At 52.5% G+C, this 24,948-nt stretch carries 25 protein-coding genes and 2 tRNA genes; 18 read left to right on the plus strand and 9 right to left on the minus strand.

The genetic code is table 11. The annotated features are described in order from the left end of the window. Positions 1 to 223: 223 nt before the first annotated feature. The 6 genes from CEE36_00690 to CEE36_00715 all read left to right on the plus strand — a co-directional run bounded on the left by CEE36_00690 (position 224) and on the right by CEE36_00715 (position 4,808). Positions 224 to 1,489 (plus strand): hypothetical protein, encoded by a 1,266-nt coding sequence (locus CEE36_00690; GenBank protein ID TKJ44291.1) that lies wholly within the window; start codon positions 224 to 226, stop codon positions 1,487 to 1,489. Between the two features lie 88 nt (positions 1,490 to 1,577). Then, positions 1,578 to 2,270 carry a hypothetical protein gene (locus tag CEE36_00695; protein ID TKJ44292.1) on the plus strand — a complete coding sequence of 231 codons (693 nt, stop codon included), beginning with the start codon at positions 1,578 to 1,580 and terminating at the stop codon, positions 2,268 to 2,270. Positions 2,271 to 2,306: 36 nt separating this feature from the next. Next, complete coding sequence (locus CEE36_00700; protein ID TKJ44293.1) at positions 2,307 to 3,353, plus strand: mannose-1-phosphate guanylyltransferase; 1,047 nt, start codon at positions 2,307 to 2,309, stop codon at positions 3,351 to 3,353. Further along, positions 3,287 to 3,775 carry a hypothetical protein gene (locus tag CEE36_00705; GenBank protein ID TKJ44294.1) on the plus strand — a complete coding sequence of 163 codons (489 nt, stop codon included), beginning with the start codon at positions 3,287 to 3,289 and terminating at the stop codon, positions 3,773 to 3,775. The genes CEE36_00700 and CEE36_00705 overlap by 67 nt, the downstream gene beginning before the upstream one ends. Next, the gene (gene rdgB / locus CEE36_00710) at positions 3,765 to 4,358 is read left to right on the plus strand and encodes a non-canonical purine NTP pyrophosphatase, RdgB/HAM1 family (GenBank protein ID TKJ44295.1); all 594 of its coding nucleotides are present in this window, start codon (positions 3,765 to 3,767) and stop codon (positions 4,356 to 4,358) included. Before CEE36_00705 ends, rdgB begins: the two co-directional genes overlap by 11 nt. 374 nt (positions 4,359 to 4,732) lie before the next feature. Beyond that, a tRNA-Pro gene (locus CEE36_00715) sits at positions 4,733 to 4,808 on the plus strand. A 262-nt stretch (positions 4,809 to 5,070) separates the two neighbouring features. On the opposite strand, the gene CEE36_00720 is transcribed toward CEE36_00715, so the two are convergent. From CEE36_00720 to CEE36_00735, 4 genes are all read right to left on the minus strand, one after another. Beyond that, positions 5,071 to 6,855, minus strand: a complete 1,785-nt coding sequence (locus CEE36_00720) for a hypothetical protein (protein TKJ44296.1) — start codon at positions 6,853 to 6,855, stop codon at positions 5,071 to 5,073. Positions 6,856 to 7,076: 221 nt separating this feature from the next. Then, positions 7,077 to 7,868 (minus strand): SAM-dependent methyltransferase, encoded by a 792-nt coding sequence (locus CEE36_00725; GenBank protein ID TKJ44297.1) that lies wholly within the window; start codon positions 7,866 to 7,868, stop codon positions 7,077 to 7,079. Positions 7,869 to 8,351: 483 nt separating this feature from the next. Next, positions 8,352 to 8,834, minus strand: coding sequence for a flavodoxin (locus CEE36_00730; protein ID TKJ44298.1), 483 nt, complete (start codon positions 8,832 to 8,834; stop codon positions 8,352 to 8,354). Between the two features lie 838 nt (positions 8,835 to 9,672). Continuing rightward, positions 9,673 to 11,202, minus strand: coding sequence for a hypothetical protein (locus tag CEE36_00735; GenBank protein ID TKJ44299.1), 1,530 nt, complete (start codon positions 11,200 to 11,202; stop codon positions 9,673 to 9,675). 129 nt (positions 11,203 to 11,331) lie between these two features. Here CEE36_00735 and CEE36_00740 point away from each other — a divergent pair. The 5 genes from CEE36_00740 to CEE36_00760 all read left to right on the plus strand — a co-directional run bounded on the left by CEE36_00740 (position 11,332) and on the right by CEE36_00760 (position 13,191). Continuing rightward, a tRNA-Pro gene (locus CEE36_00740) sits at positions 11,332 to 11,406 on the plus strand. A gap of 7 nt (positions 11,407 to 11,413) precedes the next feature. Further along, positions 11,414 to 11,947 (plus strand): hypoxanthine phosphoribosyltransferase, encoded by a 534-nt coding sequence (gene hpt / locus CEE36_00745; GenBank protein ID TKJ44300.1) that lies wholly within the window; start codon positions 11,414 to 11,416, stop codon positions 11,945 to 11,947. Positions 11,948 to 11,969: 22 nt separating this feature from the next. Then, positions 11,970 to 12,416: a TIGR00725 family protein gene (locus CEE36_00750; GenBank protein TKJ44457.1), complete on the plus strand. Its 447-nt coding sequence runs from the start codon at positions 11,970 to 11,972 to the stop codon at positions 12,414 to 12,416. Then, positions 12,379 to 12,696: an acylphosphatase gene (locus tag CEE36_00755; protein ID TKJ44301.1), complete on the plus strand. Its 318-nt coding sequence runs from the start codon at positions 12,379 to 12,381 to the stop codon at positions 12,694 to 12,696. The genes CEE36_00750 and CEE36_00755 overlap by 38 nt, the downstream gene beginning before the upstream one ends. A gap of 87 nt (positions 12,697 to 12,783) precedes the next feature. After that, entirely contained in the window at positions 12,784 to 13,191 is a 408-nt protein-coding gene (locus CEE36_00760; GenBank protein ID TKJ44302.1) for a GxxExxY protein, read from the plus strand. Between the two features lie 168 nt (positions 13,192 to 13,359). On the opposite strand, the gene CEE36_00765 is transcribed toward CEE36_00760, so the two are convergent. From CEE36_00765 to CEE36_00775, 3 genes are read right to left on the minus strand one after another with little or no spacing between them, the layout of a single operon-like run. Next, complete coding sequence (locus CEE36_00765) at positions 13,360 to 13,860, minus strand: 3-isopropylmalate dehydratase (protein TKJ44303.1); 501 nt, start codon at positions 13,858 to 13,860, stop codon at positions 13,360 to 13,362. A 1-nt stretch (position 13,861) separates the two neighbouring features. Next, positions 13,862 to 15,136 (minus strand): 3-isopropylmalate dehydratase large subunit, encoded by a 1,275-nt coding sequence (locus CEE36_00770; protein TKJ44304.1) that lies wholly within the window; start codon positions 15,134 to 15,136, stop codon positions 13,862 to 13,864. Between the two features lie 8 nt (positions 15,137 to 15,144). After that, positions 15,145 to 16,056, minus strand: a complete 912-nt coding sequence (locus CEE36_00775; protein TKJ44305.1) for a carboxyvinyl-carboxyphosphonate phosphorylmutase — start codon at positions 16,054 to 16,056, stop codon at positions 15,145 to 15,147. A gap of 129 nt (positions 16,057 to 16,185) precedes the next feature. On the opposite strand from CEE36_00775, the gene CEE36_00780 reads away from it, so the two are divergent. The 7 genes from CEE36_00780 (at position 16,186) to CEE36_00810 (ending at position 21,054) form a co-directional block, all read left to right on the plus strand. Further along, positions 16,186 to 16,554 carry a hypothetical protein gene (locus CEE36_00780; protein ID TKJ44306.1) on the plus strand — a complete coding sequence of 123 codons (369 nt, stop codon included), beginning with the start codon at positions 16,186 to 16,188 and terminating at the stop codon, positions 16,552 to 16,554. 196 nt (positions 16,555 to 16,750) lie between these two features. After that, complete coding sequence (locus CEE36_00785; protein TKJ44307.1) at positions 16,751 to 18,697, plus strand: hypothetical protein; 1,947 nt, start codon at positions 16,751 to 16,753, stop codon at positions 18,695 to 18,697. Between the two features lie 12 nt (positions 18,698 to 18,709). Beyond that, positions 18,710 to 19,279, plus strand: a complete 570-nt coding sequence (locus CEE36_00790) for a hypothetical protein (protein ID TKJ44308.1) — start codon at positions 18,710 to 18,712, stop codon at positions 19,277 to 19,279. A 10-nt stretch (positions 19,280 to 19,289) separates the two neighbouring features. Continuing rightward, positions 19,290 to 19,895 (plus strand): hypothetical protein, encoded by a 606-nt coding sequence (locus CEE36_00795; protein TKJ44309.1) that lies wholly within the window; start codon positions 19,290 to 19,292, stop codon positions 19,893 to 19,895. 10 nt (positions 19,896 to 19,905) lie between these two features. After that, on the plus strand, positions 19,906 to 20,295 hold the full coding sequence (locus tag CEE36_00800; protein ID TKJ44310.1) for a glyoxalase: 390 nt from the start codon (positions 19,906 to 19,908) through the stop codon (positions 20,293 to 20,295). Next, entirely contained in the window at positions 20,292 to 20,657 is a 366-nt protein-coding gene (locus CEE36_00805) for a hypothetical protein (GenBank protein ID TKJ44311.1), read from the plus strand. Before CEE36_00800 ends, CEE36_00805 begins: the two co-directional genes overlap by 4 nt. Beyond that, positions 20,644 to 21,054 (plus strand): hypothetical protein, encoded by a 411-nt coding sequence (locus CEE36_00810; protein TKJ44312.1) that lies wholly within the window; start codon positions 20,644 to 20,646, stop codon positions 21,052 to 21,054. The genes CEE36_00805 and CEE36_00810 overlap by 14 nt, the downstream gene beginning before the upstream one ends. Before the next feature lie 773 nt (positions 21,055 to 21,827). On the opposite strand, the gene CEE36_00815 is transcribed toward CEE36_00810, so the two are convergent. After that, positions 21,828 to 24,209 (minus strand): ATP-dependent protease, encoded by a 2,382-nt coding sequence (locus CEE36_00815; protein ID TKJ44313.1) that lies wholly within the window; start codon positions 24,207 to 24,209, stop codon positions 21,828 to 21,830. A 317-nt stretch (positions 24,210 to 24,526) separates the two neighbouring features. Continuing rightward, positions 24,527 to 24,946 carry a hypothetical protein gene (locus CEE36_00820; protein ID TKJ44314.1) on the minus strand — a complete coding sequence of 140 codons (420 nt, stop codon included), beginning with the start codon at positions 24,944 to 24,946 and terminating at the stop codon, positions 24,527 to 24,529. Between the last annotated feature and the right edge of the window lie 2 nt (positions 24,947 to 24,948).

Consider the following 24,948-nt stretch of genomic DNA (forward strand, 5'->3'; position numbering starts at 1 on the left):
AAGATTCTTACCTATTATTTTAGGCTGTGCATCATGCTTTGTCAAGGTCTTTGGGGGGGTGTTCGTGCGCCAAGAGATAGTTACCAGGTCAAGGGTAGAATAATGATGAAGACGGTCAAAGAAACGGTAAACTGGCCGGTAGTTCATTCCATTCTCTTGTATACTCTACATCTTACCCTTGACAAAACTCCATACAGGCCTATTATTTGGGTGGAGGTGATGTATGAAACATCTAAAGCTTAGCGTTATCCTTTTAGGGGTGGTACTGATAATAGGGTGCAGCATGGAGCCTGACGCACCCAAGTTGATCTCCCCCCAAGATGGCGAGGTGTTCGATATGATCCCGCCCACATTCATCTGGAGCTCGGAAGAGTACGCGGAAGGCTACGCAATTATAGTCGATGAAACCCCACCCGATCTAGGTGATCTCATCGGGTCGATGCCTTTCTCGGATGAGCTTGCCGATACCACCGTAACTATGCCTCAGGAGGCCTTTGATTTACTCAACAACATCACCTACTACTGGCACGTAGCCAGCATGTGGACTGAAAATGGCGATACATCGTACGTCTGGAGCGAGTGGCGCAGTTTTGTGGTACAGAAACCAGGCGAACCTTCGCCTCCCATCCTGATCTCGCCTGAGGATAGTGCAGTGTTTGAGACAAATCCCCCCACTTTCATCTGGGGTTTTGACTCTCTGGCGAAAAGCTGCGTGATTCGTATTTCCACCGGCTCAACCACCATTCTCCAGGATACACTCGAAGACACAACCTATACAATGTCAATCGAGATGTTCGATACATTGGAGAACGGAATTTACTTATGGGCTGTAGCTAACCTCTCAAAATTGGATGAGTTATTCTGGTGCAATAGCCGTACATTTATCTTGAACAAGCCTGTAGACCTCGACACCACCTACTTCCCGTTCGGGCGAGGGTATGAGTGGTGCTATGAAAAGCATCACTATGGGTATAGAGACCCTGATTCCCCAGAAGATACTACAGGATTGGAATGGGATAATTATGACACAACAACTCTTGGAATAACAGATTCTACATGGGAAGGAGATACTTTAGTATTTGGCCCTGACTGGTTCTACTGTATCGAACCTCGAATATGGCAAGATAGCATCCGAATTCACACTGGCTCTTATTTTAGTTATTGGTTTGGCTCTGTCAGCATATCAAAACCTGAACCTTATGAGAGCAACTACGGCTCGAACAGGATAACCATTCGAAACGATACTATGTGTTTAGTAACTGGTGGGTATAATGGAGGCTATCGCTTTAACTCTAATCAACGCATTTCAGCCGAAACAAAAAATATGCCTGTAACCTGCCACAGTGTATTTGAATCAAGGGTAAAGCGGATTGGAACTATAACCCAAGGAGAATACTATTGGCAATCTAGCCCCCAGTATCATGATGGTACTGACTACCGTCTCCTGTACTTCTACAACGGGCGGGATACGGTGTATAAGGCTGAGTAGCGAAACCTTTTAGAACCCCGGATACGTCTTATTCCACGGAATAAAATCGTTGACATCACGGTATTTCTTCTTAGACTAGGAGTGGACGATGAAGTTACTCTTATTTATATATTTGGCGTCACTGCCTCACAAGGAGGTGCTGACCTACGACGTTCACCTGGGGCCCATATACGCGGGCCAGATGGAGCTTTTCTTCTACGAGGCCACCTTCGAAGGACAGCCCTGCTACTCTCTCCGCTCGGTCCTGAATTCGCTTGAGAGCCTTGCCTGGCTTTTTACAATCAACGATACCTTCTACTCATACGTAACCCGCGATTCATTCAAGGTGCTCTACTTCGAGAAGCGCATGCACGAGACCAACTATGATACCGTAATAAGGGTGCGTTTCGACTGGGAGGGTCAGCGCATCTGCTACGAGGACGGCTCCTCCTACCCGCTCCTGCCCGGCACCCTGGATGTGGTCTCGATCTACTATTACTTCAGACTGAACTCCCTGGCAGTGGGCGAGGAACGCGACGTTGTCCTGCACGCGGACCGGATAACCGAGCAAGCAACGGTCAAGGCGGTGAAAGATGTTGCGGTGCGATCGCAAGCCTCACCAACCGGGAGCTTTGTCTGCACCAAGCTTGTGCCCGACGTTCGAGGCAAGGGCAGCTTTGGCTCAGGAGGGAACCTTATCTTCTATCTTACGAACGACGAGAACCTCTATCCTGCGTTAATCAGAACAGTTATGACCATCGGCTCCATCAACGCGCGCCTGAAATGGGTATGGAGCGAATAGTAACACACCTAATACAGAGCTACAGGAGGAATCTTTATGCCACCTAAATCACCTGCCATCCATGCTGTTCTTCTGGTAGGCGGCAAGGGCGAGCGATTCTGGCCCGCAAGTACGCCACAGCGCCCCAAGCAGTTCCTGCGGATATTCTCGGATAAAACCATGGTGGCTGATACAGTGGAGCGCATCAGACCACTTGTGCCGATGGATCGAATGCACTTCGTGCTCCCACACCACCTGGTTGATCTCTTAAGTGACGAAATTAAAGGAGTTAAGCACAAGAACATAATCGTCGAACCCGAGGGACGCAATACCGCACTGGCCATAGCACTTGCCGCACGCGCCCTGCGCCATAAGCCGGACGCTATCATGGCAGTGCTGCCCGCCGACCATCTGATCTCCCCCCGCAAGACCTTCCTTGCCGACCTCAAGACTGCTTCCAGGCTCGCAGAAAAAGGATATCTTGTGACCTTCGGCATCCCGCCCTCAAGACCCGAAACGGGCTACGGGTATATCGAGATTGACCGTAACACACCATTAGGCCAACGGGGGTTTAAGGTTAAGCGTTTCAGGGAGAAACCTGATAAGAAGACGGCTAATCGTTACGTGAAGTCGGGTAACTTCTTCTGGAACTCCGGGATGTTTACCTGGAAGGTTGAGGCCATCATTGAGGCGTTCTGCAAGCATCATCCCCAGATATATAAGGCTCTTCTTGCGAAGCGATCCAGGGAACCGACAAAAAGCTCCTACGCCAGGTTAGAGGCGACGTCTGTTGATTATGCCGTCATGGAAAAGGCCGAAAACGTGGCTGTTTTGCCTGCAAGATTCCGCTGGGACGACGTCGGCTCGTGGAGCGCTCTGGAACGTCACCTACCTCAAGGACTTGACAAAAACACTAGGATTGGTAAACTTATAGTATTGGAAAGCGAAGGATGTATCGTCTACACCCCCCAGGGCGAGGTAGCTCTGTTGGGCGTACGCGATCTTGTAGTTGTGAAAGCTAAAGATACAGTGCTTGTATGTGCAAAGGATCGGGCCGCCGATGTCAAGAAACTCCTTGCACGGCGGACTCCGCTGAAACCCTAGGAGGAGCAAAGATGAAGCGTTTGATTGCAGTGGCTCTGGTGGCCGTTGTGTTAGGGTTAGGATTTGTGGGCTGTACTCCGCGTAAAACCACGAAGGTGGTCTCTCCTGGTCAGGACTACTCCCTCTACGAGATGGAGCAGACCGGGGACACGACTAAGGGGATTACCCCGAGTGCAGCTACAGTGCCCGGCTACCGGGTACAGATCTTTGCCTCAAGCACCAACGAAGGTGCCAACAAGGTCGCCAGCGAAGCGCGTTTCAAGTTCACCGAGCGGGTCTACGTCGAATACGACGTCCCCTACTACAAGGTACGTGTGGGCGACTACAAGAACCGCTCCGACGTCGAGATCCTGCGCGAGAAGGCAAAGAACCTTGGCTACGGCGACGCCTGGATCGTCCAGACGGAGGTCAATGCCCAGTAAGCTGCTTGTTGCAACGGGCAACGAGGGCAAGCTGCGAGAGTTTAAGAAGGTGCTCTGTGGGGTTGCAGATGTTGTGGCCCCACACGAGCTTTCTCTTCCCCTAAAAGAGGTAAAAGAAGGCACAAACTACGCAGAAAATGCACTTGCCAAAGCCAGAGCCTACCGGGATCAGTTTGAAGGCCTTATCTGCGGCGAGGATTCAGGGTTGGAGGTGGATGCTTTGGGCACAAGACCAGGGCCCTTATCGGCAAGATACGGTGGAGAGAAAACTTCTTATCCTGAAAAGTGCAGGATGTTGCTCAAAGAGCTTAAGGATGTGCCGCTGTACGAACGAACCGCAAGGTTCAGGGCTACCATCGCTCTTATAGATGGGAAGGGGGTGAAAACGTTCGAGGGTGTGCTTGAGGGTTGGATCGGGTTCGAGCTAAGGGGGACCGAGGGGTTCGGCTACGATCCCATATTTATACCTAAGGGTTTCTCGCAGACCAACGCCGAGCTGGGGCTCGTGATCAAGAATCGAATAAGCCACCGGGTAAAGGCGATCGGCAAGCTGGCCGAGTATCTCAGAAGTCTTAAAACCTGAAGCCTTTTAAACCTCCAAGGTAATTATCCCAACGGACATTTTAAAGAGGTGGTAGTGCCTCCCCTTTGACGGGGCGGAGTGCCACCGTCTGGTAGAGGGGGGGGTGAATTACACCCTACGTTGTAGCTTCATCGCGTCGCGTGAGCTCCAAACGAGGATTAGTTCTTTTCTTTATTGCGATCTTTTGTCGGTAAGGCAAAAGGAGCATGAATCACCCTCCACCTTACCCCCTCCCATCAAGGGAGGGGGAATTATCGGTGACCGCTCCACTGAAGGCACCAGGCATACCGTGCCCCTACTTTGACGGATTGACTCCTGTCAATCGAAGGTTATAATTGAATCAGCACCACCTCTTAGGAGATGTGTGTTACGGACGGGGAGTAGCGTAGTCCGGTTCAACGCGCCTGCTTTGGGAGCAGGAGATCGGGGGTTCGAATCCCCCCTCCCCGACTTTTTTAACCCCACGAAGCTGCTTCGCATCTCCGTGGGGACCCCGATAGGAATGCTCCTTTTTCCGCAAGCGGAAAAAGATCGCATAATAAGATGTGGCACTGGCTCAACGTACCCCGTCAGGTGCTCCAGCCTGTGGAGTCCAGCGCGTCCTTTATATCCTCTGCTTCAGGCATCCATGGCTTCATGTTCGTCATCTCCGCCTTCCGTGTTCCCTGCTTGCCGAGGTCCCTGCGAACTCGCGAAGTGAGTTCATGGGGTATTATTTAAGGGCGGTCTTGACAGGGTGAAGACTGCGGCGCAGGAGCAGCGGCCCCAGAAGATCTATAAACCAGCCAAAGGCAAGCTCAACCCATGGCACAACCCACAGGAACCTGGGGACATACGCGAGCCTGCGCGGGCGGTTCAAAACACCCCAGATGCGCACCGCTACGCTGTCAGGGCTGACCGCCAGGCTCTCTGCCGGAACGCGGAAGCCCCCGGGCTGCCTCTCAGCGACCCTGAAAAGCTCGGTAGCCACCGCACCCGGCTTGATGACGCTTACGTTAACGTTGGTGCCACGCATCTCCCGGTAAAGCGAGGTGGTGAAGCTGTCTATAAAAGACTTGGTTGCGCTGTAAAGCATCACACCCTGCTGAGGGAAGCTGCCAGCAATCGAGCCCACGTTTATGATGTGCCCCGAGTTGTAGGAACGCATCCGGCGGATCACGAGAAGCGTAAGGTGGACGAGGGAGCGAACGTTGAGCTCGATCATCTTCGAGGCCACGTCCCAGGGCATGTCGGCGCCGTATCCGTACCATGCGAATCCTGCGTTGTTTATGAGCACGTCTATCTTTCCCCAGGCATTCCTGATCTCTTCGATTACGCGCAGCCGCTCGTCCTCATTGGTAAGGTCGGCTGAGATGACCATGGCCTGGCTACCTGCGGAGCGGATCTGGGAGGCGATCTCTTCGAGCTTTTGTTTGCGGCGCGCCACCAGTGCGACCTTGAGTCCTTTGGCGGCCAGGCATCGTGCGGTTGATTCGCCTATGCCGCTGGAAGCGCCGGTAACGAGCGCCACTTTATCCTGCCAGTATGAGGGACGCTTTCGGCCCCATTCGGTGCCGGGCGGAAGGTAGGGCGAGTGTTTGAGTATTGCCCGGCGGACAAGGGGGCGAAGGAGGCTTATAAGGTGGCGCTTGAAGCCAAGGTTGGCCTTGAATGTCTCGAGGTAGTCGTCAAGGGAGTGTCGCTGATATTGGAGTATGCGCTGGGTTTCTTCAGAATCCATCCAGTCGGTGTAGAACGGTTCGGGACCGAACGCCTCGCATGGCAATCTGCCGATGCCGACCGCTTCCAGGGTCTTTCCTACGTAGTCGCAGTATGAAAACTGGCAATCGGGACCTCCGCCCAGAAGCAGAATCTTACCCCAGACCTTCTCTGACGAGGCCGCGTTTGCCAGTGCCAGGCCGGCGTCGCGTGGATCGAGGAACTCGATGCGTGTATCGAGCGAGATCTTGAACATGATGGGGTCTAACCCCATGTCCTGCAATGAAGGCATGGCCGGACATCTGAGTATTGACCATTCAAGCCCGGATTGGGTAATCATCTCCTCGCAGATGATCTTGTGCCGGCTGTAATTGTCCGAGGGCTGCAAGGATTCACCCACGCGTCGAGGAGGGGGCTCGTTAAACTTCCTTCCAAAGACCGAAACCGAGGAGGTAAATATCAGCCTGGGCGGATCGGCAAGGCCCTTGAGTGCCTCAATAAGGTTCCTGGTTCCACCGATGTTAGTATCCTCGGCCAGTTGAGGTTCCATCTCGCTGCGTGGTGGGATGATTGCCGCAAGGTGAATGACAACATCTTGATCCTTGAGGGCAACTGCAATATCCTCCCGGTTGCGCACGTCGCCCCACAGCAGTTTGACCTTATCCTTGAATCTCTTGGCGGACCTTAATGTAGCCTTGTTCTTGAGATCAAGACAGGTAACCTGGTGACCCTGTTTAATCAACTCTCGAAGGGTATTTGACCCTATATTGCCGAAGGCACCTGTCAGTAAGACCTTCATATTCTCACTCCTTTCCCTAATTAAGGATAACCTTCCCTCTCCCCATTTTTGTCACGATCAGCCTGTGGTTCATACCCTGATTATAGGTAAATTTCACTAATTGTCAAGTTGCTTAACTATAACTGGGCTTAACTGTTAATCTCAAGATAGTTCTTGAGTGTTAACATCATGATCTAACCGGTTTTTCTTGCCATGATGCTGTTACCGCTAGAATGCAGTAATTAAGCCTCAGGTTTGCGGCAGCGCACGATGAGGTACTGGGCAATAATCCTGGTATCGGCAAGGAATGGGCAGCGCTTCACCATCTCATCCGACGCAACCGGCTCGTGGAGACGTTCGATGATAAAGCCGGTATTAATCAGATGATTCAGCCAGCTCGCAAAGGTAAAGTGGAACCGAGGCACGCGGAATTTTTTAAGTTTTTTCTTCAGCTCAGGTGGTGTTAAGAAAAAGATCCACTCCTCGATCTCCACGAACCCCTCCTTGAAGTAGCCCCAGCACTGGCGGGCTATATGTTTGCCCTTTTGGTCTTCAACCCACTTGCTTGGCGGGCTTGTAAAACAGGGGTGGATGATGGAGAACTGGAAGAATCCGTCAGGCTTCAGGACGCGGTAGGCCTCCTTGATCGCACGCTGCGGATCGGCCATATCCATCAGGCTCATGAACGCGGCGACGAAGTCGAAGTGCTGATCCTCAAAAGGCAGCTCTGCAGCATTGGCCGTCTGGTAGAGGACACCCAGGGATTCTTCTTCTTCCTTCTCCTTCGCATGTCGAATAAAGGTTTTGGAGATATCTATACCCGTCATCTTCGACCCGAGCGAGGCAAGGATTCTCGTATTGTGCCCTTCGCCGCAGCCGATATCCAGGCCGGTTAAGCCCCTGATGTCAGGAAGGATGGAAAGAAAGGCCGGTGTGTTTAGATTATCCCTGGTTACGTCCATTCCCATGCGTGATAGTTTTGTCCAGGTCTCGGCGTTCTCCTCCCAGTACCTTCCTACCTCTCTATCATCCAAACGTCCCTCCCTTTAGAAACGATTTTATTTAATTGCTTACTTCTATATTGATCGGGGTCTCCGAGGAAACGCGAAGCGTTTACTTGGGGTAGTGCTTGTTTATCGTCCAAGAGACCTCCTTGCGAATGTTGTTGATTATTCCTAAGGGTATCGTGATCCCCTCTATTTGCAAGCCATTACCTGACGTGGGAGGGCGAGATTTTGTTGATACAACCCCTACCCTAGCAGGATAAACTTGTGAGTGCCACGGGCGGATGATGACATTTCGGCCTCAACCCTGATCATTTACCCTACCCGTCTGCTTTGCATCCGCGCGAACGTGGCACAGGCTCTCCAGCCTGTGCTTTAATATTAAACGGCCTGGAGAGGCCGTTTAATATTTTTTCTTTCTGCTATGAGATTGCCACGATTTTGCTTCGCAAAATCTCGCAATGACATATTATCGAATCAACACCAACTTTTGAACAGACGATGACGATCCGTTTATCCTCGCAGCTTCTTGCAAAGCTCAGCGACCCTTTTGCCCAACTTGGCACCGTTGGCAAGGGTTAGCTCATCAGGGACACCCTTGCACGAGGTGCCGTAGTGACCGGTGGCATCCATTGGATCGCCTGCGATAATCATGCCGTAGATCAGCATCGCCTGGATGATAGATATGATGGTTGTCTCCTTGCCGCCGGAGGTGGCGCCCGAGGTGGCGAACGCAGCGCCTATTTCCCCTTCCATCTGGCGGCGGATGCCCACGAAATCGTCGAACACCTTTTTGAGTTCGGCGGCCATGGTTCCGAAGTAAACTGGTGAACCAGCGATTACCCCGTCAGATTCAAGGAAATCCTCCCTGGTTACCTCCTGGGTAGACTTAAGGACGGCGTCAACACCCTCGACCTCCTCTACTCCTTTGGCAATCGCCTCGGCCAGCTTCTTGGTATTACCCGTTCTCGAGTGATACAACACCAGAACCTGCAACGTTCCTCCTTGGTTACAACAGAGAGACTATAGGGAAAGCTGCGATGGAGTCAACCCCCCGGAACATACCATAACCACAACTCTAACGGATCAAAATGCCCTTTTGAAGGGATGCTGACGTTTCGGACTCAACCCTGAGGAAGTAAACTCCAGGTGAGAAGTCATGGTGTGTTACTGGCCAGGTGATGGTGCCGGACGTCAGGTTTGAGTGCAACTCGTCGCAAAAAAGCTGGACAAAAGATGGTCAAAAGATGGTCAAAAGATGGACAAAAGTTGGACAAAAGTTGGACAAAAATGGGGCGATTTTGGGGTTTTTTGAGGTGTTTTGGGGTAAATCCCCGCCCCCTTAATCCCCCTCCACCGAGGAGGGGGAATTTTTAAATGAAGAAGGTCGGCGGGCCGACATTACGCGAAGCGCACAACCGAAAGTTGTGAACGTCAGCCCATACGATCTTGTCCACCTTCGATTACAACTCACAAATTATCTGTAGGGGCACGGCATGCCGTGCCCCTACCTTAGGATGGAGATATTAAACGGCCTGAAGAGGCCGTTCTACATTCCCCCGCCCCCTTTATCCCCCTATCCTATGGGGTGCAGTAAAGTTAGCACCCCAAGGGGCACACTGTCCACCGGGGAGGGGGAAATCTCAATCGTCGCAAGTTCCCCTTCCCTTGTGGAAGGGGTCGGCAACTCGCAGAGTTGACGGGGGAAGGGGGAGGAATTATTTTGATCCCTCCGACCACTCTTAGGAGCGGCCACCTCCCTTAAATCCCCCCGCCCTTCGGGCACCCCCCTTCAGAAGGGGGGCAAAGCAGTATCAATGAGGATACAGGGGGATCAACGAACCAGCACCGCCTTTTGGGTAGTTGAGCTTTCTGCGTCCCTGATGAAATACACCCCAGGCCCGTAACACTCACCCCACTCGATGGTGCCAGACGGCTGGTCTGAGTGCAGTTCGTCAACCTTGCGGCCTGTGGCATCGAAGACCGAAGCTGAGAAGCCTTGGGGGTAATCGGAATATCGCAGGGTGATTTGGCGTCCGACCGATGAAGTGATCTGCCAGCTAGATAGGTGCGTTACGGGTGTTACGGGTGTTACGGGTTCGGCGATGCTGACAGAGTCAATGCCCAGCGCCCTCATCGAGTTCATTCTTAAAACTTTTCCCTTATCGATTTGGATTGTGTCAGCTGAATTTAATATCCGATCCCAGATTTGTTGATTTATCCAATCAGGATGAACATCCCAAATTAATGCAGCAAGTCCAGCCACATGTGGTGTTGCATCTGAGGTCCCAGAATGTGTTGCATAAGTTCCATCTTCCTCAGTTGTTAAAACATTTGCTCCTGGGGCATAAATATCAACACTTGATCCATAATTTGATTTTGACCATCTTGAATCTGAAGAAGTTGTAGCACCTATGCTCATAACATGTTCATAAGCTGCTGGATAAAGTTTATCGTTAGTGTTTTCATTTCCTGCTACAGCACATAAAAAAACACCATTTTCCCAAGCATAATCTGTTGCAGTTTTATATTCCTCCGAAAAATTATAACTCCCTAAACTTATATTAATTATTGGGATATTATTATCTGCGGCATAATAAACAGCATTTATTACCCAACTAGTCTTTATAGCCCCGCTATTGTTAGATACTCTTAAAGGTATGATCAGACAATTTCCAGCAACACCAGCAATTCCTTTATTATTATCTATTTTTGCTCCTGCAATTCCAGAAACATGGGTTCCATGCCCATTTCCATCTTCTATATTTATGTTATTATTATAAAAATTATAACTAAACTCAAAATTTATATTATCAACTAAATCTTCATGATCAGTATCAATTCCTGTGTCAATAATTCCAACCTTAACTCCATCGGCGGTCGAGACGTTCCAAGCCCAGTTGGTTTTTGTTATTCTCATGTTCCACTGCTGATTATATAAAGGGTCGTTTGGGGTGTATGGCTCAGAAAACGAATCCGGCATGAAGAAGTAGCTTTCGGTTTCCTCCTCAATGTCAGGTTCAACCTCTCTGGTGGGGATGGAATCCACATACTCCACCCCTTCAAGACCCTCCAACTCTTCAACTAAACTATCCTGAACCTCTTGCAGTTCTTCAGGGAAGGTCACGATGTAGTAGCACCCGAATAACTCCAGCACCTCTTCAGACGGGTTGGGATAGGTAATCAAAGGGCCAACGCTAAGACCGTTCTCCTCAACAAACGCCTGAAGCGCCTCGGAATCCGGGGCCTTGATGATGAACTCGTTGGTTTCGATTGCATCTTCCGCTGCGCTTATTCCTAAAGGAATCAACAAGGCCAAGATCACCGCTCCCACTACTATCCTCAGAACTATTGAGTGACGCACAGCGCCTCCTTGATTCAGAAAATCATATACGGATTGCGAGAGATGTCAAGGCCACAAAATTTTGCTGTTGACAACTTCTCGCAGGCATCGTATAATTCGGTGTTACGGTGTTACGGTGTTACGGGATTGCGGGGCGTAGCGCAGCATGGTTAGCGCGCTTGGTTCGGGACCAAGAGGCCGGTGGTTCAAATCCACTCGCCCCGATTTCACGATGGAGAGAGACCCTCAAATAATCCCGCTTTTCACTGCGGAGGAGATCGCCGACCGAGTGGCGGAGCTTGGTGCGGAAATCACCGAGGACTATGCAGGCAAGAATCCGTTGCTGGTTGGAATCCTCAAGGGGGCGTGGATGTTTCTGGCAGATCTTACGCGGGCGATGACCATCCCACATCAGTGCGACTTCATCCGGGTATCAAGCTACGGATCAGGGACCGAGTCCTCGGGTGAGGTGCGCCTCCTGACCGATCTTTCCACCCCAATTAGAGGTCGCCATGTGATCTTGATAGAGGACATCGTAGACACCGGCCACACACTTGCCAACATCGTAAATCGATTAAAGGAACGTGAACCTTCTTCCATCGCCGTGTGCTCACTGCTGGACAAGCCCGAGCGCAGGGAAGTGGCGGTTCATATAGACTACCTGGGTTTCACCGTTCCCAACAAGTTCGTTGTCGGTTACGGGTTGGACTGGGACGAGCGTTTCCGGCATCTGCCATACATAGGTTACCTGGAGTTCGGGGAGTAGATTTATGGAAGAGAGCCGCAACATCCAGATAGGGGTGATAGGCGGCAGGTTCTGCAGAGATAAGGTCGCCCGGATTGCCGAGGAGTTGGGACGACTGATCGCTGAACAGGGTTGGACGTTAATCTGCGGTGGACGCGGCGGTGTGATGGAGGCGGCGTGTAAGGGAGCGATCAAGGCAGGTGGAGTGACTATAGGCGTGCTGCCGGACTCAAACGCCTCAAAGGCCAATCCATACCTTACCCATACGATTGTTACGGGCATGGGCGAGGGACGCAACATCATCATCGTTCATTCGGCAGATGCACTGGTAGCGGTTGACGGCAAGTACGGAACGCTGTCAGAGATCGCCTTAGCACTCGCCCGCAAGAAGCCGGTGTTCGGGATAGGGACATGGGATATATCAGGGGTAAAGATGGTCAAGGATCCAGCCGATGCAATCGAACGAATCAAGGAGGTGCTCGGTGAGTGATGCCAGAGTGCATACAGTGGTCTGCGGGGTTGTTCAGGGTGTGAATTTTCGCTACTTCACGGTTAGACTGGCGCAAAGGCTGAACTTAACCGGCTGGGTTCGTAACCTTGGATACGAGCGGGTGGAGACGGTTGCTGAAGGACCAAGGGACGCTCTTAATGCGTTTCTTGAGGAACTGAGAATTGGACCTTCATCTGCGCGCGTTACCAGGGTGGATGTGGAATGGCAAAAACCCACCCACGAGTTCAGCGATTTCCGAGTCACCTACGAGGAATGGTAGAGATGAAACCGCAGATGAGAACTCCTGAGAAGTCGTTCTCGCCATAGGCGTTCGCAGATTACTCAGATTAATCTGAATAAGAAGTGAATGGTGATAAAGGACAAGAGAACCTACGATATAATCGGTGCGGCAATGGAAGTTCATCGCCAGTTAGGAAATGGTTTTCTCGAAGCAGTCTATCAGGAGGCCCTTGCGACAGAATTTACAGCCAGAGGCATTCCATTTAAGCGTGAAGTTGAATTACCCGTATTCTATAAAAATCAGCAACTCAACACTTCTTATCGTGCCGACTTCATTTGTTACGATTCAATCATTGTTGAGCTCAAGACCGTATCCCATTTGGGGAAGATCGAAGAAGCTCAAGTAATTAATTATCTCAAAGCAACCGGATTGGAACTAGGAATCCTCCTCAATTTCGCCGCTCCCTCTCTCGAATACAAAAGGTTTATCAACTCAAAAGAAAAACCACAGATTACACAGACTAACGTAGAATAGAAATAGATTAACCCAATCCGTGAAATCGGCGTAATCTGCGGTTAAAGAACCTTCCCTTTCACCCCACCGTTCCAAAGGGGAACAAATAAAACCACAGATTACACAGATGGACACAGATCAATTCGAATAGAACAATCCGTGAAATCGGCGTAATCTGCGGTTAAAGTCCTATCCCAATCCTAGTTTCTTGCGTGTCGCCGGGATCAATCCGCCCTGCCCGATGAGATCGAGGATGAAGCGAGGCAATGGCTCAAACGATAGTCCCTTGCCCGTAGTAAGGTTCTTCAACTTGCCTTGAGCAAGGTCAACCGTGATCTCATCCCCTTCCTCAACATGCTCGCGGATGCCGGGCACCACAGCGATAGGCAGACCGAGGTTGATGGCGTTGCGGTAGAAGATGCGGGCAAACGAAGAGGCAACCACGCAGGCGATGCCGAAGTAGCGGATGGCGGTGGCCGCCTGCTCGCGGGAGGAGCCGCAGCCGAAGTATTTGCCGGCAACGATCACGTCCCCCGGCTTGGCCTTTTGGCGGAAGTCAGGGTAGACCGTCTCGAACAGATACTTGGGGGTCTCCTCGGCGTCGGTTATGGACATGTAGCGACCAGGGTAGATAACGTCGGTGTTCACGTCGTCCGGGAATATCCATGCTTTTCCTTTAACAGGTTCCATGTTACGCCTCCAGATATCTGCGGGGGTCAGCCAGTTTGCCCTCGATTGCCGACGCTGCCACGGTAGCAGGCGACGCCAGATACAGGAACGCATCAGCCGAGCCCATTCGGCCCTGGAAGTTGCGGTTGGTTGATGTTACCGCCGCCTCACCCGGAGCAAGGCATCCCTGATGAGCGCCCAGACAGGGTCCGCATCCGGCGTTGACTATTACCGCGCCAGCGTCTATCAGGGTTTCGATGATTCCCCGCTTGAGCGCTTCGCGGTAGATGCTCCACGAAGCGGGAACAACCAGCAGGCGGACTTCAGGGTGGACATTTTTACCTTTAAGGATTCGGGCCGCCTCGCGTAAATCCTCCAGCCTGCCGTTGGTGCACGAACCGATCACCGCCTGGTTGATCTTGGCGCCTCGGACTTCTGAGATGCCCTCGACGTTATCCACCTGATGGGGGCAGGCAAGCTGGGGTTCCAGGTCGGATACGTCGAAGGTGTGCTCAGACAGGTAAGTGGCATCAGGATCAGGGGTAATCATCTCGTAGGGACCCTTGGCACGGGTCTTAACGTAGGACTCGGTAACCTTATCCGGAATGATGAACGCTACCTTGGCTCCGGCCTCCATGGCCAGGTTGGAGATAACCATGCGGGAGGCGATGGACATGGAGGATATGGTATCCCCGGAGTACTCCATCGCCTTGTAGTCGGCGCCGTCGGCACCGATGGTGCCTATGATGTTGAGAATCACGTCCTTGGCGTAAACACCACGAGGCAGCTTGCCCTCGACGACAATCTTCAGGGTCTCGGGAACAAGAAGCCAGAGCTCTCCTGTGGCCCATACAGCGGCCATCTCGGTAGCGCCGATGCCGGTGGCAAACGCACTCAGAGCTCCGGCGGTGGTGGTGTGGGAGTCGGTTCCCACGAGGAGGATGCCCGGGCGGGAGAACCCCTCCTCCACGAGTACTTGATGGCAGACTCCAACGTTGATGTCGTAAAAATTCTTGATACCCTGGGCCTTTACGAACTCGCGAAGCTCCTTCTGTCCGATGGCGGTGCGCTCCGATTCTGCCGGCACCCGGTGATCGAAGATGATGACGATCCTGTCCGGGTCCCACACTTTTTCTACACCGATCTTCTCGAAGGATTTCTTGACCATGCGGCCGTTCTCGTGCGACATGGCAACGTCCACCTTGGCCTGCACGATCTCACCGGCGGAAACGGTATCTTTGCCTGACTTCTTTGCTAGAATCTTTTCGGCAAGGGTCAGCGGACTCGTCATTCCCATGATGACTCCTACTTACCTTTATACTTCTGCTCAACCACCGATTTAGGCAGGAAGCGCTTTTCCAGTTCCTTGTATTCTGGCAGACCAACGAACCGCTTGAACTCATCGAACGTGCATAAGAGATCGGTGCGGTCGGGCATGATGCCGCGTTCTTTGAGCACGGATAAGTACTCGCGCAGCCACTTGGTAACCACAAATATGGTTCCCACGGGAACGGAAACACGGGCAACGCCCAGTTCTCTAAGCTCCTCGATAGGGATAAGCGGGGTCTTGCCGCCAACGACGGAATCAAACAGATTTATGGATAGCGGCGCATTGATCTTGGAGACAGCATCTCTGATCATCTCCTTGTCGGTTGGCGCCTCGAGGAATATCATGTCCGCGCCCGCCCTGGCATAGGCGTTGGCGCGATGGATGGCGTCCTCGTAGCCGGTTACAGCGATGGCGTCGGTGCGGGCGTTTATTACGAAGTCAGGATCAAGGTCCTTGCGGACCTGGACCGCCGCCTCGATCTTTAAGACCATCTCCTCCTCGGATACCAGCTGCTTACCCTCCATGTGTCCGCAGCGTTTGGGGAATACCTGATCCTCCAGATTGACCCCTGCCGCACCTACCTGGATGAAATCCTGGACGGTGCGGATCACGTTCAGCGCGTTGCCAAACCCGGTGTCGCCGTCTCCCATCACCGGGATGCTAACCGCCTGGGCTATCCGCCAGGTGATGTTGACCACTTCGTTCCAGCCGAGCAGCCCCACGTCAGGTTTGCCTAAAAGGCACGCAGATACGCCGAAACCGGAAACCTGGGTAAGTTCGAACCCGGCCTCCTCGATCAGTTTGGCCGAAAGTACGTCGTAACAGCCCGGTGCAACCACCGCGCGGCGCTCGTTAATCATCTTTTTCAGCTGCGTTGTTTTCTTCACGTACGTCCTCCGATTCAGGTTTCAAATTCCCGGTGAGTATAGGCTTCGGGAATTGGAAGTCAAGAAACATATACTTGACAGCGTCATCCTTGCTAGTATAGTGCTGGATAAAGAATTAAGGAGGAGACTATGTTCAAAAGCATTCACACCATCGCGGTGTACGTTTCGGACATGGAGCGGGCCAGGAGGTTCTACACCGGGACCCTCGGTTTCGATGTCAGGGTGGATCTCGGTCCTACCCTCTGTTTCCTTATCTCCAAATCAGGCAATATCAATATCTACCTTGAGGCCGGTCATAAACCCAATCCGGTAGATAACAAGGGTACCCATTTGAGTTTTTTCCTCGAGACCGATAAGTCGGCTCAGAAGACGTTCGACGCGCTCAAGGCGGCGGGTGTAGAAATCCTGAACGATGCGCCTGAGGAGGTAGGAGACGGGGTTTTTGCCTTCCAGTTCCTTGACCCGGACGGAAATATACTGGAAGCAACCGGACACTGACCGTTAAGAATATGCAGAGGCGACGCGTGCGTCCCCCCTGCAACTTGACACCAAATCGGAAGTTGTGTATAGTCAGACAAAATAAACATAATTTAGAAGGAGGCCGATCCAGACGTAGTCGGTTGCTAAAAGTGTAGAGTTGGTTCGGAACTTTCTTTAATCATATACGTCTTTTATTAAAGCAAAGGAGGAGATCATGGGACCGCTAAAGCAAAAAAGGGGATTCGGCAAATGGGTCCTGGTAGGTGTAACCCTTCTCTTGTTGGCCGCCAACGTTGCTTCAGCGGATATGGAGGTAACAACACCTACATTTCTTTACCCTGAGACAACCTCGCTTTCTCTTGAGGTAAAAGAGAACCTTGAGGCCCTCTCGCATTTTGCCGCCGGCGACAGCCTGCCTCTTATGTTCCGATTCTACGACACCCTATACGAACACAAGCCAGGCGTTCTGTGCGTGCTCACCCACAAATCCACGAGATTCGAGGGCTTCTCAAACGATAAGGGAGAAGTGCTTTTCTGGGTGCCGCGAGCAAGGAACTACTCCAAGGTCAACTTCGTGGCATATTCCGATGAGCCGATAGAGCCGATCGTGCAAGTTAGTGGGTCCTTGCATGCATCCGGAGCTGCCGAAATCCTTGAGCTTTTATTAATGTGGTTTGGGGTCAAGAAGATGGATGTGGTGACCGGCGAAGGGCTTCTTGTGTTAAAGTCCGGCATGATAGAGGTGCACTACCCCGAAGGACACGAGGAGGAGGCGCGGCAGCTCATGGCGGAACTTAAGAAGGGCGAGAGGGTTATAGACAGCCTTACCCACATGAGATTAAAGCCGCTTTCGATCATTATGAGAGATAGTTTTTATGTGGGTGTAAGCGTCGGAGGGATGTGCACGTCTTTTGAACCTGACAGCGCGAGGGTGTACGGCACTTTCCCCCACGAGTGGGTAGAAGGGGGTATAGAAGAGTGCTACGGAGCCTACCAAGACTCAACCAACCGCTGGATCGGCGACGGCATCGCAAACTACATCGCCTTCGAGATATGCAAGCGGTTTTACCCTAGGTCTCTTTTAGATAGAGGCGGAAGCTTCTACAAAAACCCTGAGAGGGTTTACGACCTTAGGACCTGGACAACGGCTACCATTGCAAAACCTTTGGGCGGATGGAACGTAAGTTTTAAGGGTTATGACATCGCGCCTTACTTCTGGGCAAAGGTGGTGGATAAATCCGGGGATTCCTTAATCATCGCCCGGTTCCTTGCCGAGTTCCTAGAGACGGAAGATAAAAGCCAGCAAAACGCCATCGCTATACTTGAGCGCCTCTCAGGCCTGGACATAGACTCCGAGCTGGTCATCACCGGCAAGGAGTTCTTAGAGAACGTTGGCCGCTACTGGCCCCTATTCATAATCCCTTCCGAGATAGCTCATATCTACGGGAAGGACTTCTTCCTGCTAGGAAACGCTCTGGATACTACCTCCTCCCCCGCCATCAAGATCAAGGTAGACGATTTTTGCATCGAACGCCACGAGGTCAGCAACAGGCAATTCTGTGAGTTCCTGAACGCTGCAGGCAACCAGGAGGAAGGCGGTTCATACTGGTTCGATGATACAAATGATCCCGAAATAGACATGGTGGATGGTAAGTATCAGGTTAAAGAAGGGTATGAGAGCTACCCTGTCCGTTACGTTACATGGTATGGAGCCCAGGCTTACGCTAAATGGAAAGGCAGACGACTCCCAACGGAAGCGGAGTGGGAGCTTGCTGCAAGGAGCGGAGGTTCATTAAGTCGCCGTCCCTATCCCTGGGGCAACCGGTGGAATAGCAGATACTGCAACTGGTCTAAGCGCGACAGGTATAAGGAGACCGCTCCTGTAGACGCCTTCCCTAAGGGGGTCAACAATTACGCATGCTTCAACCTCGCAGGCAACGTTTCGGAGTGGGTGGCGGACTGGTACGCGCCTTATGATCCGGCGGATACGCTTAATCCCAAAGGTCCCCAGGCCGGCACCGAAAAGGTCTACCGCGGGGGAAGTTACGCCGACGAGAAGGAGTGGATGAGCACTTACAGCCGTCGTGGCGCTAACACTTCCGAAGTCTCGCCCTACATAGGCTTCCGCTGCGCCATGGACATACCAAAGCCAAAGAATTGATTAGGAGGCAAGATGCATAAAACAGATGAACAAGAACCTTCCTTCCACTACATAGCCACGAGGAAAGAGGGGCGGGCGATAATTGATGCCCACGACCGATTCTGGGTCTCCAACTGCGGGTGCCGTGAGGGCGGACCGGGGTGCAAACGCTCCCGGATGGACCTCTGTCTGTTCTTCGACGATCAAGAGATGCAGGGCACAGGGTCTGACTGGAAAGAAGTCGACCGTGCCTTCGTCGAAGATATCTTAAAAGAAGCGGCAGAAAAGCACCTGGTCACCCGTCCCTTCAGATACGATAAAGACCGCACCCGGGACCAGGGCATCTGCTTCTGCTGCGACGACTGCTGCGCCTACTTCAAAGGTGACGAGTGGGGCTGCGACCCGGGAAAATACATCGAGCAAACCGACATGGAAGCATGCACTCAGTGCGGCGACTGCGTGGATGTCTGCTACTTCAAGGCGCGTAAGATGATCGATGGGAAACTAGTAATTAATCCGGAGGGGTGTTACGGGTGCGCTGGCTGTGGATTGTGCCTTGACGTATGTCCTGCCGACTGTATAGAAATGGTGCCGCGCACATAAGGAGGAAACCATGAACGAACAAGAGCCTACTCTCCATTATGTTTGCACCCGTGATGAGGCCCGAAAGCTGACAGCCCAACATGATAAGTTCTGGGTGTCCAACTGCGGTTGCCGGGAAGGCGGCCCGGGATGTAGGAGATCCCGTATTGACGTCTGTCTTATCTTTTCGGAGTATGATCAGGGTTCTGGTTCCGGGCTTCACGAGGTTTCCAAAGAGTTCGTAGAAGGCATATTCAAGGAAGCCGAAGAAAAATATCTCGTGACCCGACCTTTTCGTAATCCGGAAGATAAGACCGTAACTGACGGTATCTGCTTCTGCTGCGACGACTGCTGCGGCTACTTCAAGAACCCCGAAGAGGTCTGCGATAAGGGCCGCTTCATGCAGCAGACCGACATGGAGACCTGTACCCAGTGCGGCGACTGTGTGGAGGTATGCTACTTCAAGGCGCGTAAGATGATTGATGGGAAACTGGCAATTAATCAGGAGGGGTGTTATTTCCTTAAAGACGGTTCAACCAATTATGGAAATGCCCCGAAGGGGTACGGGTGTTACGGGTGCGGGCTGTGCCTTGACGTGTGCCCGGAAGACTGCATCGAGATGGTGGAAAGAACTTAAAGGAGGAAAGATGCCCAAAATCTGCGTTATCCAGTTCAACGTGTCCGACATGGATGCGGCTATCGATTTCTACTGCTCGAAGCTGGGGTTTAGTATCAAGGGTAAGGAGTACTACCCTGACATCGTACTTTTGGATCATGAAGGCCCGTCGGTTCTCCTCTACAAAGTGGATAAACCCTTCAAAATCGACTATCCCAACGTTGCCCAGACGCTTGTCAACATCCAGGTAGACGATCTGCGCAAGGTAATGGCCGATCTTAAGGCCAAGGGCGTGGAGTTCATCCACGATAAACCGCAGCCCTGCCCTGCCGGCATCTACGCCGCCATCCGCGACCCATCCGGCAACGTGCACGAACTGCTTGAATTCGGAGGCAGTGTAGACGACCAAGGAACCTCATGAGTAACGAAGAAAACCTTATCCTGGGCAGGTTCGAATTCTGCCTGAACGTTGCCGATCTTGCCAAATCCCTGGAGTTCTACGAGAAGCTGGGATTCGAGGTGATCGACAGCGATATCGAAGCGGGCTTTGCTGTGATAAAGCACCACGACTGCACCCTGGCGCTGTATCAAGGGCATATCAAAAGCAACATGCTGAACTTCCGTGGAGGAGACGTGTTCAAGATCGCCACAGCGCTCAAGGCACAAGGTCTTACCTTCGCCGAGGACACCCGCATCGAGGAGGACGACTCGGCAGGCGCCGTTATTCATGACCCGGACGGCAACGTTATATATTTCAACACCGCTCCAGGTGAGGAGGTATAACATTGCTATAGCCACAAAGCATAACCAAGACCTTTTGGAGGGGATAGAGAGGTGTCCAAGATGTGGTAAAGGACTTGAGAGAGGATGGATCTACAACAGCGGCTTCTATACCCACGGGATGCTCTTTTGGTACAAGGAAAAAAGATGGTTCGGGAAGTTCGAACGGCTTTTGTATCCAAGGTTCCTGGTCCGCTGGATAGCGGCACGAAGATGCCGCAACTGCTCACTTGTCCTGTTTCGCTCCGAGAACCCAACCGCTAAAGAAGTGCGTCGCTACATGTTGAAGTTCATTCTCATCTTTTTATTGATTGTGATCCTCATCCTGGTGATTTTTCTCGGTATCCCCATGCTGCGCTGGTGGATTCGATACGGGGCCGATTATCTCTCCTTGGCTTGACAGGATGGGCCGTAGACAGATAATGGGGCTGGGGAATATGCGGTAGGGAATGAAAGACAAGAAGGAGGTGCCCAATGTCAGACAGGGTGAAGTTCCGCGAACTGGGAGAGGCGAGGTTAAAGATAGCCACGCAAGCGAAGAGCCGCGAGGATTTCTCTCAAGGTATATACGCGGCATTCCGCGACCCTGCAGGCAACGTGCTGGAGAAGAACTTATCCACGGCCAGCTTGTAATCTACGATGCTTTGGGTCGAGAGGTTTACAGGCGTTCGGTTAATTCAGGAGCACGGGAGATTTTATGCTCTACGGATGCCGTGCCTTCCGGACTTTACTTCTACAGGTTTAGCTCTTCTGATTTAACCGTCAGTAATAAACTAGTAACACTAGGTACTTCCTTGTTTGTCATTGCGAGGACGGTTGAGCTTGTGCGGGGCCGGATGAAGCTCCGAAGGGCGACGAAGATGGGGCAATCTCATATGTGGCATAATCCGAGAACTCATCTCTAGATGTTTCTCACCCGCCTATCCACCTTGATGGCGGCCAACGGTCGCTTCACATCAACACGCGTCAGATATATTAGATCGCCACGTTCCCTTCGGTTACTCGCGATGACACGTTTCCTTGATAGTCTCGGGGTCCCCGGCCGAATACGAAGTATTCGGTTGGGGTGAAGATAAGGGGCGCTTTCGCGCCCATCTCTTTTTGAGTAGTTTAATTATCGCAGCAGGACGGTCTTCCGGCTTGCCTGGTAGCTATGATACCTTTAGCCCCGGGTTACTCCTTTGTTTCTTTAAGCACCTCGAACATCTGGGTCAGGCGTTTTTGCACCTTTGCGAAGATCTTGGAGGCCGGCTGGCCGGAGAGTATCTCGATCCCCTCCTCAACAGTGGATACCGCGTAGATGTGGAACTTACCTTCGCTTACCGCATCACGCACATCATCACGCAGCATGAGGTTTGGAAGGTTCGATGCAGGAATCATCACCCCCTGCTCGCCTGAGAGCCCCTTGGCCTTGCATAAGTGGAAGAACCCCTCGATCTTCTGGTTGGCCCCGCCTATGGGCTGCACTATGCCGAACTGGTTCACCGACCCGGTTACGGCCACAGACTGGGTCAGAGGCACCTGGGCCAGGCTTGAAAGGAGCGCATAAAGCTCGGCACTCGATGCGCTGTCGCCTTCCACCTCGTCGTAGAGCTGCTCGAAGGTCAGGCTTGCCGAGAGCGGCAGCGGGTGTTTGGCGGCGAACTTGGCGCCCAAAAAGCCCGTGATAATCAAAACACCTTTGTTATGGATAGGGCCGCTCATCCGGGTCTCACGCTCGATCTGCAGAACGCCCTTGCGACCGAGCCAGGTGCGCGCGGTGATCTTTACCGGCTTGCCGAACGAGTAGTCGCCCAGGGAGAGGACGGTGAGTCCGTTGATTTGCCCTACCTTTTCACCCTCCACATCAATTAAGAGGGTGCCGCGCAGCATGAGGTCTTGAATCTTTTCTTCAATCATGCGGCTGCGGTAGACCTTTTCCTCAAGCGCCTTTGCCACGTGTTCTGCGCGTACCACCGGTGAGTTGGTGTCCATTGCCCAGAAGCTTGCTTCGCTGGCAAGTTCGGCTATCTGCGAGAAGCGGGTGGAGAGTCGTTGCTGATCCTCTGCAAGACGGGAGCCGTGTTCGATAATTCGGGCCACCGCCTGTTTGGTAAAGGGACGCAAGCCGTCGTATTTGCACCGCGCCGAGATGAAACGGGCGTAGGCAAGCTCGTTCTGAGGTGTGCGCGGCATATCCACGTCGAAGTCAGCGCGGATCTTAAACAGCCGCCGGAAATCCTCGTCAAGCTCGTGAAGCAGTCCATATATCCTTGCAGAACCTATAAGTATCACCTTGAAGTCGACCGGGATAGGTGTGGGGCGCAGGGTCTCGATGATCGCACCTCTGACCTTTTCTGAGATGTTTTCGACCTTGGCCTCGTTGGAACGTAGGGTGCGCTTGAGCGCATCCCATGCAAATGGTTCTGAGAGGAGCTCCCGTGCGGGCAGGATCAGGTATCCGCCGTTGGCTCGGTGCACCGCGCCCGGTTTGATCTTGGAGAAGTCGGTGACCATGTTCCCCGAGACGTTGCGGTACTCAATCGCACCGAAGAGGTTGTAGTAGGATGGGTTGTCCTCGAAGATCACCGGGGAGCCGCTGAGATTGGAGTTGTCCACGAAGACGTTTACCCGATACCGCTCAAGAAGCGCACGAAGACGAGCCTGAGTCTCCGCATCCTCGGTCTTCTTAAAGAGGTCTATGTGGCGTACCACATCGCGCTTGACCCAGTTGAAGTAGCGGTTTATTCTGGCTTCGTCCTTGTGCTTCTCGATGAGGGGATCGAGGAGCAGCCCCAGCGTGTAATAGGCCACCTTGCGGTCGTATTCGGTAAGAGCCTCGATCTGTTGGGTTTCTATCCTGCGTACCTCCCCGAGAATGGTCTCCATGACCTTGGTAAGCTCCTTGCCTTTCTTCTGGATTTTTTCCTTTTCTCCATCGGGCAGTGCCTGGAACTCCTCCTGCTCCAGTGGCTTACCTTCGCGAACCGGGATTGGGAAGAGGCCTGTGGGGCCTCTTTTTATAACGAATCCGCGTTTCTGCGCCTCCTCGGAGAGCTTCTTGAACTCGGCCTCCTTGCGTTGCTCGAACGAAGCGGTTACCTTTACGCGTTCCTCGGCATACTCCTCGCTTTCGAATACCTTGGGGATCTGCTCTCGACAGGCCTTGATGAAGGAGTCCATCGAGGAGGCGAAGTTACGCGCCGTGCCGTTCTTTAAGCCTATGGAGAGCGGTTCTGACGGTTTCTCGAAGTTGTAGACATAAACCCAGTCAAGCGGTTTTTTTTCTTCGCTTGCACGGCGGCGCACCAGGGACATGGTTGTTGTCATGCGGCCGGTGCCCAAGGGCCCTGACACGTAGCAGTTGAAGCCAGGGGTGCCGTGGGCCAGTGCAAATCTTATGGCGCGCACCCCGCGTTGCTGGCCTATCGTGCCGTGCAAGGGTTCGATCTCGTCTGTCGTTTCAAAGGAAAACTTCTCCGCCTCCATCCTTGCCCGCAGCCGCTCTGCGGATACGCGCTTTTGCGCCCTCAAGTGGTTTTTCTCTTTTTGGGGCTCGGCTTTCTTCGCGTTCATGGCCTCAGTATAGCAGCGGTTTGTGGAATGTCAAACAGTTCAATGCTCCTTTTGGATTACGTCCAAAAGATCGCAGAAAAGAGGGGTGCCCTTCGGGGTCCCCGCGCGTATGCGAAGCAGACGTGTGGGGTGCGTAAGAATGTAGAACGGCCTCTCCAGGCCGTTTGATAATATATGCGACTTCAGATTACCCTCAATTCGGATAGGTGGGTGACTGACACCTAGAGGTAAGTCCCAAGATTGTGCCACATATGAGATCGCCACCCTCCCCCTACCCCCTCCCATCGAGGGAGGGGAGATAACTTTTTCAAGGTGTGTTAATGTACAATCAAAACCGGGCAGACCGCCGACTCGATCACACGCATCGAGGTACTGCCCAGTGCCTTGCGCTTTTGGGCATCAAGCCCACGGGAACCGAGGATTACCAGATCATAATCTCTTTCTTTAAGCAGACGTAGTATTCCGTCTTCAGCCTTCTCGTCGAAGAGAAGCTCTCGGCGAGGCTCTAACCCCGAGCCATCAAAGAGCCTCGCGGTGGCCCCAAGTATGCGCCGACCCTCCTCTCGCAGCGCCTCCCTTATCTCCGACCCCAGGTCAGCGGAATACATTGCCGGAACGTAGGCTGCATAGACTAACGTCACCTCTGCGTTCATGCACGCAGCTATGTCCCTTCCCACCTCAGCCGCACGTAGTGAGTTTTCCGAACCGTCGGTGGCTATCAATATCTTCTTAAACATAT

This window comes from candidate division TA06 bacterium B3_TA06 (assembly GCA_005223075.1).
Classification (GTDB): domain Bacteria; phylum Hydrothermota; class Tepidihabitantia; order B3-TA06; family B3-TA06; genus B3-TA06.

Excerpts from the sequence above, each read along its gene's own strand:
- hpt (TKJ44300.1), top strand. The coding sequence starts at position 11,414 with ATGGAGAGAGACCCTCAAATAATCCCGCTTTTCACTGCGGAGGAGATC.
- CEE36_00755 (TKJ44301.1), top strand. The coding sequence starts at position 12,379 with ATGCAATCGAACGAATCAAGGAGGTGCTCGGTGAGTGATGCCAGAGTG.
- CEE36_00705 (TKJ44294.1), top strand. The coding sequence starts at position 3,287 with ATGTGCAAAGGATCGGGCCGCCGATGTCAAGAAACTCCTTGCACGGCG.
- CEE36_00700 (TKJ44293.1), top strand. The coding sequence starts at position 2,307 with ATGCCACCTAAATCACCTGCCATCCATGCTGTTCTTCTGGTAGGCGGC.
- CEE36_00800 (TKJ44310.1), top strand. The coding sequence starts at position 19,906 with ATGCCCAAAATCTGCGTTATCCAGTTCAACGTGTCCGACATGGATGCG.
- CEE36_00690 (TKJ44291.1), top strand. The coding sequence starts at position 224 with ATGAAACATCTAAAGCTTAGCGTTATCCTTTTAGGGGTGGTACTGATA.
- rdgB (TKJ44295.1), top strand. The coding sequence starts at position 3,765 with ATGCCCAGTAAGCTGCTTGTTGCAACGGGCAACGAGGGCAAGCTGCGA.
- CEE36_00770 (TKJ44304.1), bottom strand. The coding sequence starts at position 15,136 with ATGGGAATGACGAGTCCGCTGACCCTTGCCGAAAAGATTCTAGCAAAG.
- CEE36_00720 (TKJ44296.1), bottom strand. The coding sequence starts at position 6,855 with ATGAAGGTCTTACTGACAGGTGCCTTCGGCAATATAGGGTCAAATACC.
- CEE36_00760 (TKJ44302.1), top strand. The coding sequence starts at position 12,784 with ATGGTGATAAAGGACAAGAGAACCTACGATATAATCGGTGCGGCAATG.
- CEE36_00815 (TKJ44313.1), bottom strand. The coding sequence starts at position 24,209 with ATGAACGCGAAGAAAGCCGAGCCCCAAAAAGAGAAAAACCACTTGAGG.
- CEE36_00780 (TKJ44306.1), top strand. The coding sequence starts at position 16,186 with ATGTTCAAAAGCATTCACACCATCGCGGTGTACGTTTCGGACATGGAG.
- CEE36_00790 (TKJ44308.1), top strand. The coding sequence starts at position 18,710 with ATGCATAAAACAGATGAACAAGAACCTTCCTTCCACTACATAGCCACG.
- CEE36_00820 (TKJ44314.1), bottom strand. The coding sequence starts at position 24,946 with ATGTTTAAGAAGATATTGATAGCCACCGACGGTTCGGAAAACTCACTA.
- CEE36_00805 (TKJ44311.1), top strand. The coding sequence starts at position 20,292 with ATGAGTAACGAAGAAAACCTTATCCTGGGCAGGTTCGAATTCTGCCTG.
- CEE36_00695 (TKJ44292.1), top strand. The coding sequence starts at position 1,578 with ATGAAGTTACTCTTATTTATATATTTGGCGTCACTGCCTCACAAGGAG.
- CEE36_00785 (TKJ44307.1), top strand. The coding sequence starts at position 16,751 with ATGGGACCGCTAAAGCAAAAAAGGGGATTCGGCAAATGGGTCCTGGTA.
- CEE36_00765 (TKJ44303.1), bottom strand. The coding sequence starts at position 13,860 with ATGGAACCTGTTAAAGGAAAAGCATGGATATTCCCGGACGACGTGAAC.
- CEE36_00795 (TKJ44309.1), top strand. The coding sequence starts at position 19,290 with ATGAACGAACAAGAGCCTACTCTCCATTATGTTTGCACCCGTGATGAG.